This window comes from Streptococcus sp. HMSC070B10 (genome assembly GCF_001808665.1).
Lineage (GTDB): Bacteria > Bacillota > Bacilli > Lactobacillales > Streptococcaceae > Streptococcus.
In genome coordinates, this window is sequence record NZ_KV794152.1 from 292,596 (window position 1) to 306,583 (window position 13,988).

General features: G+C 40.2%; 14 protein-coding genes and 1 pseudogene. 14 read left to right on the top strand and 1 reads right to left on the bottom strand.

The window, feature by feature from the left end:
- The 9 genes and pseudogenes from HMPREF2613_RS11710 to ciaH form a co-directional block, all read left to right on the top strand.
- Positions 1 to 1,215: N-acetylglucosaminidase (locus HMPREF2613_RS11710; protein ID WP_261673959.1), on the top strand; the 1,215-nt coding region annotated here is incomplete at its 5' end.
- A gap of 160 nt (positions 1,216 to 1,375) precedes the next feature.
- On the top strand, positions 1,376 to 1,612 hold the full coding sequence (locus HMPREF2613_RS03065; RefSeq protein ID WP_000142162.1) for a DUF2829 domain-containing protein: 237 nt from the start codon (positions 1,376 to 1,378) through the stop codon (positions 1,610 to 1,612).
- Positions 1,605 to 2,303, top strand: a complete 699-nt coding sequence (locus HMPREF2613_RS03070) for a 3-oxoacyl-ACP reductase (protein WP_070478876.1) — start codon at positions 1,605 to 1,607, stop codon at positions 2,301 to 2,303. Before HMPREF2613_RS03065 ends, HMPREF2613_RS03070 begins: the two co-directional genes overlap by 8 nt.
- 19 nt (positions 2,304 to 2,322) lie before the next feature.
- Positions 2,323 to 2,451, top strand: a pseudogene (locus tag HMPREF2613_RS11715) (NUDIX hydrolase); the annotation flags it as partial.
- The gene (locus HMPREF2613_RS03075) at positions 2,429 to 3,313 is read left to right on the top strand and encodes a putative PEP-binding protein (RefSeq protein ID WP_070479381.1); all 885 of its coding nucleotides are present in this window, start codon (positions 2,429 to 2,431) and stop codon (positions 3,311 to 3,313) included. The pseudogene HMPREF2613_RS11715 and the gene HMPREF2613_RS03075, both read left to right, overlap by 23 nt.
- Positions 3,273 to 3,713 (top strand): ASCH domain-containing protein, encoded by a 441-nt coding sequence (locus HMPREF2613_RS03080; protein WP_061589934.1) that lies wholly within the window; start codon positions 3,273 to 3,275, stop codon positions 3,711 to 3,713. Before HMPREF2613_RS03075 ends, HMPREF2613_RS03080 begins: the two co-directional genes overlap by 41 nt.
- A 121-nt stretch (positions 3,714 to 3,834) precedes the next feature.
- Entirely contained in the window at positions 3,835 to 6,381 is a 2,547-nt protein-coding gene (locus HMPREF2613_RS03085) for a M1 family metallopeptidase (RefSeq protein WP_070478878.1), read from the top strand.
- A gap of 108 nt (positions 6,382 to 6,489) precedes the next feature.
- Positions 6,490 to 7,164 (top strand): two-component system response regulator CiaR, encoded by a 675-nt coding sequence (gene ciaR, locus HMPREF2613_RS03090; RefSeq protein ID WP_000590639.1) that lies wholly within the window; start codon positions 6,490 to 6,492, stop codon positions 7,162 to 7,164.
- Positions 7,154 to 8,488, top strand: coding sequence for a two-component system sensor histidine kinase CiaH (ciaH, locus tag HMPREF2613_RS03095; protein ID WP_070478880.1), 1,335 nt, complete (start codon positions 7,154 to 7,156; stop codon positions 8,486 to 8,488). The genes ciaR and ciaH overlap by 11 nt, the downstream gene beginning before the upstream one ends.
- Positions 8,489 to 8,521: 33 nt before the next feature.
- On the opposite strand, the gene HMPREF2613_RS03100 is transcribed toward ciaH, so the two are convergent.
- Complete coding sequence (locus tag HMPREF2613_RS03100) at positions 8,522 to 8,809, bottom strand: DUF3270 domain-containing protein (protein WP_070478882.1); 288 nt, start codon at positions 8,807 to 8,809, stop codon at positions 8,522 to 8,524.
- 358 nt (positions 8,810 to 9,167) lie between these two features.
- Between HMPREF2613_RS03100 and HMPREF2613_RS03105 the strand changes: the two genes are divergently transcribed.
- From HMPREF2613_RS03105 to HMPREF2613_RS03125, 5 genes are all read left to right on the top strand, one after another.
- Complete coding sequence (locus tag HMPREF2613_RS03105; RefSeq protein ID WP_070478885.1) at positions 9,168 to 10,223, top strand: ABC transporter permease; 1,056 nt, start codon at positions 9,168 to 9,170, stop codon at positions 10,221 to 10,223.
- Positions 10,224 to 10,236: 13 nt separating this feature from the next.
- Complete coding sequence (locus HMPREF2613_RS03110; protein WP_070478887.1) at positions 10,237 to 10,917, top strand: ABC transporter ATP-binding protein; 681 nt, start codon at positions 10,237 to 10,239, stop codon at positions 10,915 to 10,917.
- A gap of 125 nt (positions 10,918 to 11,042) precedes the next feature.
- A complete protein-coding gene (locus HMPREF2613_RS03115) occupies positions 11,043 to 11,972 on the top strand; it encodes a peptidase U32 family protein (RefSeq protein ID WP_070478890.1) in 930 nt (309 codons plus the stop codon).
- 105 nt (positions 11,973 to 12,077) lie between these two features.
- Positions 12,078 to 12,761: a ribose-5-phosphate isomerase RpiA gene (gene rpiA / locus HMPREF2613_RS03120; RefSeq protein ID WP_070478893.1), complete on the top strand. Its 684-nt coding sequence runs from the start codon at positions 12,078 to 12,080 to the stop codon at positions 12,759 to 12,761.
- 14 nt (positions 12,762 to 12,775) lie between these two features.
- Positions 12,776 to 13,987 (top strand): phosphopentomutase, encoded by a 1,212-nt coding sequence (locus HMPREF2613_RS03125; RefSeq protein ID WP_070478895.1) that lies wholly within the window; start codon positions 12,776 to 12,778, stop codon positions 13,985 to 13,987.
- Position 13,988 lies beyond the last annotated feature (1 nt).

Below are 13,988 nucleotides of genomic sequence, written 5' to 3' on the forward strand. Positions count from 1 at the left end.
TATGCTACAGATTCAGGAAAGATTGTTCGTAATAAATGGGAAAAGATTAAGGGCACATGGTACTATTTTAACAGTGATGGTTTGATGGCTAGTAATCAGTGGAAAGATGCTTACTATCTAAAAAATAGTGGAGCAATGGCTGAAAAAGAATGGATTTTTGATAAATCTTATAATAGCTGGTTTTACCTAAAATCAGGTGGTGCTTATGCTTCACGTGAATGGATTGGTGCTTATTACCTAAAATCTGGTGGTTATATGGCCAAGAATGAATGGATTTTTGATCCTAACTACAATGCATGGTACTACCTAAAAGAAGATGGAAGTTATGTTACTGGTGGTTTTAATATTAAAAATAAAGAGTATTTCTTCCAGAGTGATGGAAAGTGGATTCAAAGCCCCAAATATTTTAAGGTTAAACCAATCACAGCCTATATTTATAGCGAATCAGGAGATATTTTGAGCTATGTCAATCAGGGAAGTATTGTGACCCATGATGGCTCTAAAAGCAAGGGTAGTCGTCTAGCTGTTTCAATATCAGGCTTGTCTGGTTATATGAATCAAAGCGATTTGACTTTAGTTGAGGAAGGAAGTGAGTTTATTCCTCACTATACTACTGACGGAAGATTCCTATATCATGAGCTTTCTCCATACACTAGTATTCGGGTAGCTCCACATACTTCAGCTATGAAAATTGGTAAGAAGTATTATTCAAAGGATGGAGAACATTTCGATGGGTTTACTATCAAAAATCGTTTCCTTTTCAAGAATTTAACTGAACCAACCAACTATAGTGCGGATGAATTAAATAGAGTTTATTCGATTATGAATGTCCAAAACAGTCGTCTTGCCGGTAAAGGAACAATTTTTAAAGAAGCTGAAAAACGTTACGGTGTCAATGCTCTCTATTTAATGGCTCATAGTGCACTAGAAAGTGCTTGGGGACGTAGCCAAATTGCTAATGATAAAAATAACTTCTTCGGAATAGCTGCTTACGATACCAGTCCCTATGATTCAGCTAAGAAATTTGATGATGTAGATAAAGGAATTCTTGGTGCGGCCAAGTGGATTCGTGAGAACTATATTGACCGTGGAAGGGATCACCTAGGAAATAAAGCGACAGGAATGAATGTACGCTATGCATCAGATCCGTACTGGGGTGAAAAAATAGCTAGTATCATGATGAATATCAATAGTCGACTTGGTGGAAAAGATTAAAAAGATAAGCAACGATAACTGCTGAAAAGTGGTTGTCGTTTTTTTATTTTTCCGTAGATTTAAGAAGATAAAATGGAGTGAAGTATAGTCAAAAAGCCGTTTCAAAGCGGTTTTTTTGTTATAATGAAGGGGAGAATTATTGACATTAAAGGAGAAAAACATGACATTTGAAGAAATGCTGCCTGGCTTAAAGGCTAAGAAAAAATATGTACGAACAGGTTGGGGAGGAGCTGAAAACTATGTCCAACTCTTTGACACCATTGAACAAAACGGGGTTGCACTTGAAGTGACACCCTATTTCCTAATCAACGTGTCTGGAGAAGGAGAAGGTTTTTCTATGTGGAGTCCGACACCTTGTGATGTTTTGGCGACGGATTGGGTAGAAGTGCATGACTAGACGTGTACTCATTACAGGGGTGAGTTCAGGTATTGGTCTGGCTCAAGGTCGACTTTTTTTAGAAAAAGGTTATCAAGTTTTCGGAGTGGACCAAGGTGAAAATCCACTATTAGAGGGTGATTTCCACTTTCTACAGAGAGATTTGACCTTGGGCTTAGAGCCTATTTTTGATTGGTGTCCTCAAGTTGATGTTTTGTGCAATACTGCTGGAGTTTTGGATGATTACAAACCACTTTTGGAACAGGCAGCGCAGGAAATTCAAGAAATTTTTGAAATTAATTATATGACTCCTGTTGAGTTGACTCGCTATTATTTGACACAAATGTTGGAAAATAAAAAGGGGACCATCATTAATATGTGTTCCATTGCTTCTAGCCTAGCAGGTGGAGGTGGTCACGCCTATACTTCATCTAAGCATGCCTTGGCAGGCTTTACCAAGCAGTTGGCTCTAGACTATGCTGAAGCTGGAATTCAGGTCTTTGGTATCGCTCCAGGAGCAGTCAAGACGGGTATGACCGCTGCCGACTTTGAACCAGGTGGTTTAGCGGACTGGGTGGCTAGTGAAACGCCAATCAAACGCTGGATTGAGCCAGAGGAAATAGCAGAAATCAGCCTTTTCTTAGCAAGTGGGAAAGCGAGTGCCATGCAAGGACAAATATTGACAATAGACGGTGGATGGTCTTTGAAGTAGGAGGATCTGATGGAAATCAAAAATCACAGAAGAGAATGCATCGCAAGAAGTCTTGAAAGTCAAAGCAGAATTATTAGGATTTCCAGAACTGGACAAAACCTCTTACATGAATTGGAAGGTGAATGATGAGAAACCAACTAGCTCTTAGTGGTGAAAAAATTATTGAAAAAGTTTATCCTCAGCTATTTCACCACATTGGCATGATTCGTGGGGAATACTTATTGAGGGAGCTTAACCAAAACATCCTGTTACCAAGTTGTCAGCAATTTGTAAAAGATTATCTAGATACTATTTGCTCCTTGTACTCAGATGAAGAGGTATGGTACCGTTTTTCTGAATTAACGAATACAGAAGCCAATTGTTTAGAGGGGACTAAAGAGTATTTTTACGAAAATCATCCCTTGTTTGGCTATAGAGGAACCAGGCGTTTACTGGCGTGTTTGGATGAATTTCAGGCTGAGGCAAATGTCGTTACAGAAGTTTATCAAACCAATCCCAATCTGTCTCTTATTTTTCCTTTTGTCAATGATGCTGACCAATTAAACCAAGCTATTAGAGTATTGCGTGAGCATGGTTTTACTGGGAAAATCGGCACAATGGTTGAATTACCTTCAGCTTATTTTGACTTGGACAGGATACTGGAAACGGGTATTTCAAAGATTATAGTTGGAATGAATGATTTGACTTCTTTTGTTTTTGCGACTGTGAGAAACAGTCAATGGCATGATATGGAAAGTCCAATTATGTTAGATATGCTAAGAGATATGCAGGATAAAGCAAGGATGAAAAAGATTGACTTTGCTGTAGCAGGCTATCTGAATGATTCTTTCATACAAAAAATGAATCAGTTGGGTATCAAGTGCATTATTCACTACAGTTCTATTCTAGAGATTTTTGATTTAGAAATTGACCATCTAGATCATCTCAAACATATAAAAGAAGAAAGTAAGAAATTACAAAGGAGCACCCATGACACCGCAAGAAATGTGGAATGCATACAAGAAAACTAACCCCTCTATAGGAGATGAAATCGATGCTTGGGCTTTTGGAGTAGATGCCGATCTCTTGGCAGATTTGGTTTTAAGAGGCGAAAAAACTGCAACAGCATCAGCCTACGATCTCTATGCACTAGAAGCCGAGTCTCTTCCTCAAGAAGGAACTTTTGATGTCATTTTAGATAGTCAAAATCAGGCTGTCTGTATTGTCGAAATTACAAAGGTTTCTGTCCAGCCCTTCAATCAAGTTTCTGCTCAACATGCCTTTAAGGAAGGGGAAGGTGACAAATCCCTAGCCTATTGGCGGCAGGTTCATGAGGATTGTTTCGCCGAGTGGTTGAGAGAAGCAGGACTGACTTTTACACCTGAAAGCAAGGTTGTTTTAGAAGAATTTCGCAAGGTCTACCCACTGTAGACTGCTAGAAGGAAGAAAGTTTTGGAAATGACCGTCCAATCCTTTTTTCTTAAGCAAAACATGATATAATAAGTTTGTTTGAAGAAGAGCAAAAGCTCTTAAACTTAGATAGGAGAAAATTATGCAAGCAGTTGAACATTTTATTAAGCAATTTGTTCCTGAACATTATGATTTATTTTTAGACTTGAGTCGTGAGACCAAGACATTTTCTGGGAAGGTGACCATTACTGGTCAAGCACAGAGCGACCGTATTTCCCTGCACCAAAAAGACTTAGAAATTGCTTCTGTAGAAGTTGCAGGTCAAGCTCGTCCATTTACAGTTGACCATGAAAATGAAGCCCTTCATATCGAATTGGCTGAAGCTGGTCAAGTTGAAGTGGTTATCGCCTTTTCAGGAAAAATTACAGACAACATGACAGGGATTTACCCTTCTTATTACACAGTTGATGGAGTCAAGAAGGAAGTCTTGTCTACTCAGTTCGAGAGCCATTTTGCGCGTGAAGCCTTCCCATGTGTGGATGAGCCAGAAGCCAAAGCAACTTTTGACCTCTCTCTACGTTTTGACCAAGCAGAAGGTGAATTGGCCTTGTCAAACATGCCTGAGATTGATGTTGAAAACCGTAAGGAAACAGGTATCTGGAAGTTTGAGACAACACCTCGCATGTCTTCTTACTTGTTGGCCTTTGTTGCTGGTGATTTGCAAGGTGTGACGGCTAAAACTAAAAACGGTACCCTCGTAGGTGTTTATTCAACCAAAGCTCATCCACTATCAAACCTTGATTTCTCACTGGATATCGCTGTTCGCTCTATCGAGTTTTACGAAGATTACTATGGAGTTAAATACCCAATCCCTCAATCTCTCCACATCGCCCTTCCTGACTTCTCAGCTGGTGCTATGGAAAACTGGGGGCTTGTGACCTACCGTGAAGTTTACTTGGTTGTGGATGAAAACTCAACATTTGCTAGCCGTCAACAAGTTGCCCTAGTTGTGGCCCATGAATTGGCTCACCAATGGTTTGGGAACCTCGTTACTATGAAATGGTGGGATGACCTTTGGCTCAATGAAAGCTTTGCTAACATGATGGAGTACGTCTGTGTGGATGCTATTGAACCAAGCTGGAATATCTTTGAAGATTTCCAAACAGGTGGTGTTCCGTCTGCCTTGAAACGTGATGCGACGGATGGTGTTCAATCTGTTCACGTCGAAGTTAAACATCCAGATGAAATCAATACGCTCTTTGACGGAGCTATCGTCTATGCCAAAGGAAGTCGCCTCATGCATATGCTTCGTCGTTGGCTAGGTGATGCCGATTTTGCCAAAGGTTTGCATGCCTACTTTGAAAAACATCAATACAGCAATACAATTGGTCGTGACCTTTGGGATGCACTTGGTCAAGCGTCTGGACGTGATGTCGCAGCCTTCATGGATTCTTGGTTGGAACAACCTGGTTACCCAGTTCTCACTGTCAAAGTTGAAAATGATGTCTTGAAGATCTCACAAAAACAATTCTTTATCGGTGAGCACGAAGACAAGAACCGTCTCTGGGTTGTGCCACTAAACAGCAACTGGAAAGGCTTGCCTGATACACTCGAAACTGAAAGCATCGAAATCCCTGGCTACGCAGCCCTTCTTGCTGAAAATGAAGGAGCTCTTCGTCTCAATACTGAAAATACAGCTCACTACATTACAGACTATCAAGGAGACTTGCTAGATGCTATTCTTGCTGACCTAGTTGAGCTTGATAATACAAGTAAACTGCAAATCGTCCAAGAACGTCGCTTGCTTGCTGAAGCAGGGCATATTTCTTATGCAGACTTGCTTCCAGTACTTGATAAACTCGCTAAAGAAGAATCTTACCTTGTCGTTTCAGCTGTTTCTCAAGTAATTTCTGCTCTTGAGCGCTTTATAGATGAAGGAACAGAAGCTGAAAGAGCCTTCAAAGCCTTGGTTGCTAAATTGGCTCGTCACAACTATGACCGTCTTGGTTTTGAAGCTAAAGATGGCGAATCAGATGAGGATGAGTTGGTTCGTCAGTTGGCTGTTTCTATGATGATTCGCTCAAATGATGCAGAAGCTAGTCAAGTCGCTAGCCAAATCTTCGCGGCTCACAAGGAGAATCTTGCAGGACTCCCAGCAGCAATTCGCTCACAAGTTCTGATCAATGAGATGAAACATCATGAGACTAAAGACTTGTTAGCACTTTATCTTGATACTTACACTCACGCAACAGATGCTGTCTTTAAACGCCAGTTGGCAGCTGCTCTTGCATACAGTACAGATGCGGACAATATCCAAACCTTGATTACTTCTTGGAAGGACAAATTTGTGGTCAAACCACAAGACTTGTCTGCTTGGTACTTCCAGTTCTTAAGCCATCAAGCAACTCAGGAAACAGCATGGTCTTGGGCTCGTGAAAATTGGGCTTGGATTAAGGCAGCTCTTGGTAGAGATATGAGCTTTGATAGCTTTGTTATCCTTCCTGCTCACGTATTTAAGACTCAGCAACGCTTGGCAGAGTACAAGGAATTCTTTGAGCCACAACTTTCTGATCTTGCTCTTAGCCGTAACATCGGTATGGGAATTAAAGAAATTGCAGCGCGTGTTGATCTGATTAACCGTGAAAAAGTTGCAGTGGAAGCAGTCGTTCTTCAATACGGAAATGCATAAATAAGCCTAAAATAAAAAGAAAACTCAGCTATCTCATGTAAAATGCAGAGAGTTGAGTTTTTTTTAAGGCAAATTTGGTATAATGGTTTTAATAAGGAGGAGTTTCTCATGATAAAAATCTTATTAGTTGAGGATGACCTAGGCCTGTCAAATTCAGTATTTGACTTTTTAGACGATTTTGCGGATGTCATGCAGGTATTTGATGGAGAAGAAGGTCTCTATGAAGCTGAGAGTGGCGTCTATGACTTGATTTTGCTGGATTTGATGTTACCTGAAAAAAATGGCTTCCAAGTCTTGAAAGAATTGCGTGAAAAAGGGATTACGACACCAGTTCTGATTATGACTGCCAAGGAAAGCTTGGATGACAAGGGACATGGATTTGAGTTGGGAGCGGATGATTATCTGACCAAGCCTTTCTACCTAGAAGAACTCAAAATGCGGATTCAAGCCCTTCTCAAACGTTCAGGTAAATTTAATGAAAACACCTTAACTTATGGAAATATCGTGGTTAATTTGTCTACAAATACCGTTAAGGTTGAAGATACTCCCGTCGAATTGCTGGGGAAAGAGTTCGATTTACTAGTTTATTTCCTTCAAAATCAAAATGTTATTTTGCCGAAGACTCAGATTTTTGATCGTCTATGGGGATTTGATAGTGATACAACGATTTCTGTTGTCGAAGTCTATGTTTCAAAAGTTCGTAAGAAATTAAAAGGAACCACTTTTGCAGAGAATTTGCAAACCTTGCGTAGTGTTGGGTATATTTTAAAAGATGTTCAGTAAACTAAAAAAAACATGGTATGCGGATGACTTTAGTTACTTTATCCGCAACTTCGGTGTCTTCACCCTGATTTTCTCTACCATGACTCTGATTATTTTGCAGGTCATGCATTCGAGTCTCTATACTTCGGTGGATGATACGCTCCATGGCTTGAGTAACAATCCTCAGGCAGTTATTCAGCTTGCGGTAAATAGGGCGACAGAAGAGATTAAAGATTTAGAGAATGCTGCTACAGATACTAGCAAGACTGAGATAAAACCCAATGTCAGTTCCAATACGGAGGTTATTCTTTTTGATAAGAATTTTACCCAGCTCCTTTCTGGAAATCGATTTTTGGGATTGGATAAGATTAAGCTAGAGAAGAAAGAACTAGGCCATATCTATCAAATTCAGGTTTTTAATAGCTATGGACAGGAAGAAATCTATCGCATGATTTTGATGGAAACCAATATCAGTTCGGTTTCAACCAATATCAAGTATGCGGCTGTCTTGATTAATACCAGTCAGTTGGAGCAAGCCAGTCAAAAGCATGAGCAACTGATTGTGGTCGTGATGGCTAGTTTTTGGATTTTGTCTTTGATTGCCAGTCTCTATCTAGCTCGAGTCAGTGTCCGACCTCTGATTGAGAGTATGCAGAGGCAGCAGTCTTTTGTGGAAAATGCCAGTCATGAGTTACGAACTCCACTTGCAGTTCTGCAAAATCGTTTAGAGACCCTTTTTCGTAAGCCAGAAGCTACCATTATGGATGTGAGCGAAAGCATTGCATCGAGTTTGGAAGAAGTCCGAAATATGCGTTTTTTGACGACAAACTTGCTGAACTTAGCTCGACGAGATGATGGAATTAAGCCAGAACTTGCAGAAGTTCCAACTAGCTTTTTTAACACGACTTTCACAAACTATGAGATGATTGCTTCTGAAAATGACCGTGTCTTCCGTTTTGAAAATCGCATTCATAGAACGATTGTCACAGATCAGCTTCTTTTGAAACAATTGATGACCATCCTGTTTGATAATGCTATCAAATATACTGAGGAGGATGGTGAAATTGATTTTATGATTTCAGCGACTGATCGTAATCTATATTTGCTAGTTTCCGACAATGGAGTCGGTATTTCAGCAGAAGATAAGAAGAAAATTTTTGATCGTTTTTATCGAGTGGATAAGGCTAGAACCCGTCAAAAAGGTGGTTTTGGTTTAGGATTATCCCTAGCCAAGCAAATTGTAGATGCCCTAAAAGGAACCATTGCTGTTAAAGATAATAAACCAAAGGGAACAATCTTTGAAGTGAAAATTGCCATCCACACACCATCGAAAAAGAAAAAATAAAAATATCGCTCCAGATGGGGCGATATTTTGGATTTATCTTCTACGTTTTTGTTTGATAATAGACCGTTGAACTTTTAAAACAAGTAAGCTGGATCCGATTGCTGCGGCAAATGCAAGAGCAGTTGATAATTTTAATGCTAAAAAGATAAAACTAAAGATAGCAATACAGATACAAAAAACAGCGATATTAACAAAAAATAGGATTTCCTTGAGATTGGCATCAGATTGCGCTTCAGGTGTATAATCTTGATAGCGAGGAACCTGTTGGCTTAATTCTTCTTGATAGTCTACCTCATAGGACTGTAATTTTCTTACGGGCATTATTCTCTCCTTAACAGTACATACCTATTTTATCATTTTTTCAGCAGAGAATTATTACAGAAAGGTTACAATAAGAATAAAGTCCCTTTTCAAAATCACTTTTCTTGACACCATAATGTGAAAATGATAGGATGGATGGACACCAAATATTTATTAATATTCATAATTGCTTATATTTCTAAGAAAATAGAGCTACCAATTGATTCATTTTTAGGAAAATTATTTCCTTATTTTCTTTATTTTATTTAATTTGATTAGTGAGATTTGTTTTGAATACAGAGACAGATTTTCTGTCTCCTATTTTTATAGTAGTGAGGTGTCTAATTGATACCTCTTGGAAAAGTTAAAGGAGATAAGCATGTATCTTGCTATCAAAGAAATATTACGAAACAAACTTCGATATAGTTTGATTCTAACTACCATTTTTCTTATCGCTTTTATGGTCTTTTTTATGACCAGTCTAGCTCTTGGTCTTGTGCGAAACAACCGGGCAGCTATTGATAATTGGCAAGCGACGGGTATAGTTTTATCTGACTACGCAAATGATAATTTGACAGCATCTTTTATTCCTGAAAAGGACTATAAGGATAAGAGTTCTAAAGAGGCTGCTCCACTAGGGTATATGTTTGCTGTGACCAATCTAGTCGATGATAGTGAAAAGGTCAATGTTTCCATCTTTTCTCAAGAGTGGGACGCTTTTATCTCTCCTAGTTTGACGGAGGGCCGTTATCCTGAAGGGGATGATGAGGTGGTCGTGGATCAGTCCTTTGAAAACTATGGAATGAAGTTGGGTGATGCCATTCAGCTCAATGGAAGCGAAGTAAGTTACAAGATTGTAGGGCTGACTAAAGGAAATAAGTTTTTTACTGAGCCAGTTGTCTTTACGAGTTTGACAACTTATTGGACCTTACAAGGAACTTTAAAATCTAATAAATCCATCTCTGCCTTGGTATTGAAAAATGATATAGAAGTGGCTGGCGATGGACTGAAACAGATTTCTATTCCAAAAATGATATCGAAAATTCCTGGTTACACACCACAGGTTAATGTATTTTCAGGAATGATTCTCGCTATGATTGTTATTACAGGCTTGATTGTGGGTATTTTTGTTTATATCATTACCATTCAAAAACTAGGGCTTTATGGAATAATGCGGGCTCAAGGAATACAGCTCAAAACCATTGTATGGTCTCTGTTCTGTCAAATCTTTCTTTTGTCTGGTATGGGAATTGCTCTAGCCTTGCTGGCTGTTGGAGGAGTGATTTTAGTCTTGCCAGCTACCTTCTTTTTCTACCCAAGTTGGTTAGCCTATTCTGTCCTAAGCTTGGTGATTTGTTTGATGGCCATGCTAGGTGGTGTCATTTCACTTCCACGCTTGCTAAAGGTGGACCCGATTACTGCGATTGCAGAATGATAAGGAGAATAGTATGACAGCATTGATTGAAATGACTCAAGTGACAAAAACTTACGGGGAAGGAAAGATGAAAGTCATAGCTCTACATGAGACGAATTTTCAGCTAAATGCGGGAGAGTTCGTGGCGATCGTTGGGCCATCAGGTTCTGGAAAGACAACCTTTCTAACGACTCTAGGACAACTTCAGGAAGCATCGAGTGGAAAGATTTTAGTTAAGGGGAAGGAAACAGGCAGTTTGACGGAGAAGGAGAAAACAGACCTCCGTTTTAGAGAGTTTGGCTTCATTCTCCAGGCGTCAAACTTAATTCCTTTTCTAACGGTCAAGGAACAGCTGGATTTGATTGACAGACTGGATAAGGGAAAAAATAGTAAAAGTGACCGGAAAGAACTTTTTGACTTGTTGGATTTGGAAAAAGTACAAGATCAGTATCCCAAGGCATTGTCAGGTGGAGAACGTCAACGAGCTGCGATTGCTAGAGCCCTCTATAACAATCCAAGCATTGTGCTTGCTGATGAGCCAACAGCTAGTCTGGATACCCAGCGTGCCTACCAAGTAACGGAGATGTTGGCTGGTATTGCACATGAACAAGGTAGAGGAGTTGTTATGATTACACATGATACACGACTTCTTGATAAGGTTGACCGTATTTATATCATGAATGATGGTCACCTAGTTGAAGAAACACATGCATAAAAAGAGTGTGAATGGTGTTGGTTACTGTTCACTTTTTAATTTCAAAATTTAAAAATAAGACTTACTTTTTGTAAAACTCCCAGTATTCATAGCTGATTTTGCAGAAATGTGGTATAATTTTTCTTATGGAAAAGATTATCATTACAGCAACTGCTGAAAGTATTGAACAAGTTGAACAACTACTCGAAGCTGGCGTAGACCGTATCTATGTCGGTGAGAAAGATTTTGGCCTTCGTCTGCCAACAACCTTTAGTCATGACCAATTGCGTGAAATCGCTAAGCTGGTTCATGATGCTGGTAAGGAATTGATCGTTGCAGTCAATGCCCTCATGCACCAAGATATGATGGACCGTATCAAGCCTTTCTTAGACTTTTTGGAAGAAATCAAGACAGACTACATTACGATTGGAGACGCAGGCGTTTTTTACGTGGTCAACCGCGATGCCTATTCCTTTAAGACCATCTACGATGCTTCAACCATGGTAACAAGCAGTCGTCAGATTAACTTCTGGGGACAAAAGGCTGGTGCCTCTGAGGCTGTTTTGGCGCGTGAAATTCCATCTGCTGAACTTTTCAAAATGCCAGAGATTTTGGAAATTCCTGCTGAAGTTTTGGTTTATGGTGCTAGTGTTATTCACCATTCTAAACGTCCACTCTTGCAAAACTACTATAACTTCACGCATATCGATGATGAAAAGACCCGTAAACGTGACCTCTTCTTGGCTGAACCAAGCGACCCAGAGAGCCACTACTCCATCTTTGAAGACAATCATGGTACTCACATCTTTGCTAATAACGACCTTGATTTGATGACCAAATTGACAGAATTGGTAGAGCATGGTTTTACTCACTGGAAATTAGAAGGTCTTTATACACCTGGTCAGAACTTTGTTGAGATTGCAAAACTCTTTATCCAAGCGCGTAGCTTGATCCAAGAGGGCAACTTTAGCCATGACCAAGCTTTCTTGCTGGATGAAGAAGTTCGCAAGTTACACCCTAAAAACCGTTTCCTTGATACAGGATTTTATGACTACGATCCTGACATGGTTAAATAGGACATCAAAACCCGAAATAAAAATGTTCGGGTTTTTCCAGTGTATCCATGAAATAAAAAGGGATACATGTTATAATAAAAGTAGCTCTTTAATGGAGGTGTTTGAGTGGAAAATCTGAAGAAAATGGCAGGTATCAAGGCTGCTGAGTTTGTCAAGGATGGGATGGTTGTCGGACTGGGAACGGGTTCTACTGCCTATTATTTTGTCGAAGAAATCGGTCGTCGTATCAAGGAAGAAGGCTTGCAGATTACAGCTGTAACGACTTCTAGTGTGACTAGTGAACAGGCTGAAGATCTTAATATACCGCTCAAGTCTATTGACCAAGTAGACTTTGTTGATGTGACGGTTGACGGAGCGGATGAAGTAGATAGCCAGTTTAACGGAATCAAAGGTGGTGGTGGTGCTCTCCTGATGGAGAAGGTTGTGGCAACGCCCTCAAAAGAATATATTTGGGTAGTGGATGAAAGCAAGCTGGTAGATAAACTAGGTGCTTTTAAACTGCCAGTGGAAGTAGTTCAGTATGGTGCAGAACAGGTCTTTCGTCGTTTTGAGAGCGCTGGCTATAAACCAAGCTTCCGTGAAAAAGATGGCCAACGTTTTGTGACCGATATGCAGAACTTTATCATTGACCTTTCCTTGGATGTCATTGAAGATCCAATTGCTTTAGGGGAGGAATTGGACCATATCGTTGGTGTCGTGGAGCACGGATTATTCAACCAAATGGTTGATAAGATAATCGTTGCTGGACGAGATGGGGTTCAGATTTTAACTTCAAGCAAAGCAAAATAATAAGGAGACACATTATGTCAAAATTTAATCGTATTCACTTGGTGGTACTAGATTCTGTGGGAATCGGTGCTGCACCAGATGCCAATAACTTTGTCAATGCAGGGGTTCCAGACGGAGCTTCTGATACACTGGGACACATTTCAAAAACAGTTGGTTTGAATGTGCCAAACATGGCTAAAATCGGTCTAGGAAATATTCCTCGTGAAACGCCTTTGAAGACTGTTCCAGCTGAAAGCAATCCAACAGGATATGCAACAAAATTGGAAGAAGTTTCCCTTGGTAAGGATACTATGACTGGACACTGGGAAATCATGGGACTCAACATTACTGAGCCTTTCGATACTTTCTGGAACGGATTCCCAGAAGAAATCTTGACAAAGATCGAAGAATTTTCAGGGCGCAAGGTCATTCGTGAAGCCAACAAACCTTACTCAGGAACAGCTGTTATCGATGATTTCGGACCACGTCAGATGGAAACTGGAGAGTTGATTATCTATACTTCAGCTGACCCTGTTTTGCAAATTGCTGCCCACGAAGACATTATTCCTTTGGATGAATTGTACCGTATCTGTGAATACGCTCGTTCGATCACCCTTGAGCGTCCTGCCCTTCTAGGTCGTATCATTGCTCGCCCTTATGTGGGTGAACCAGGCAACTTCACTCGTACAGCTAACCGTCGTGACTTGGCGGTATCCCCATTTGCACCAACTGTTTTGGATAAATTGAACGAAGCTGGCATCGATACTTATGCTGTTGGTAAAATCAACGATATCTTTAACGGTGCGGGTATCAACCATGATATGGGCCACAACAAGTCAAACAGCCACGGAATTGATACACTATTGAAGACAATGGGTCTTGCTGAGTTTGAAAAAGGATTCTCCTTCACAAACTTGGTTGACTTTGATGCCCTTTATGGCCACCGCCGTAATGCTCATGGTTACCGTGATTGCTTGCATGAATTTGATGAACGCTTGCCTGAAATTATCGCAGCCATGAGAGAGAACGACCTTCTCTTGATTACTGCGGACCATGGAAATGACCCAACCTATGCAGGAACGGACCACACTCGTGAATATATTCCACTTTTGGCATACAGCCCTGCCTTTAAAGGAAATGGTTTGCTGCCAGTCGGACATTTCGCAGATATCTCAGCGACTATTGCCGATAACTTTGGTGTTGAAACTGCCATGATTGGGGAAAGTTTCTTAGATAAATTGGTATAAG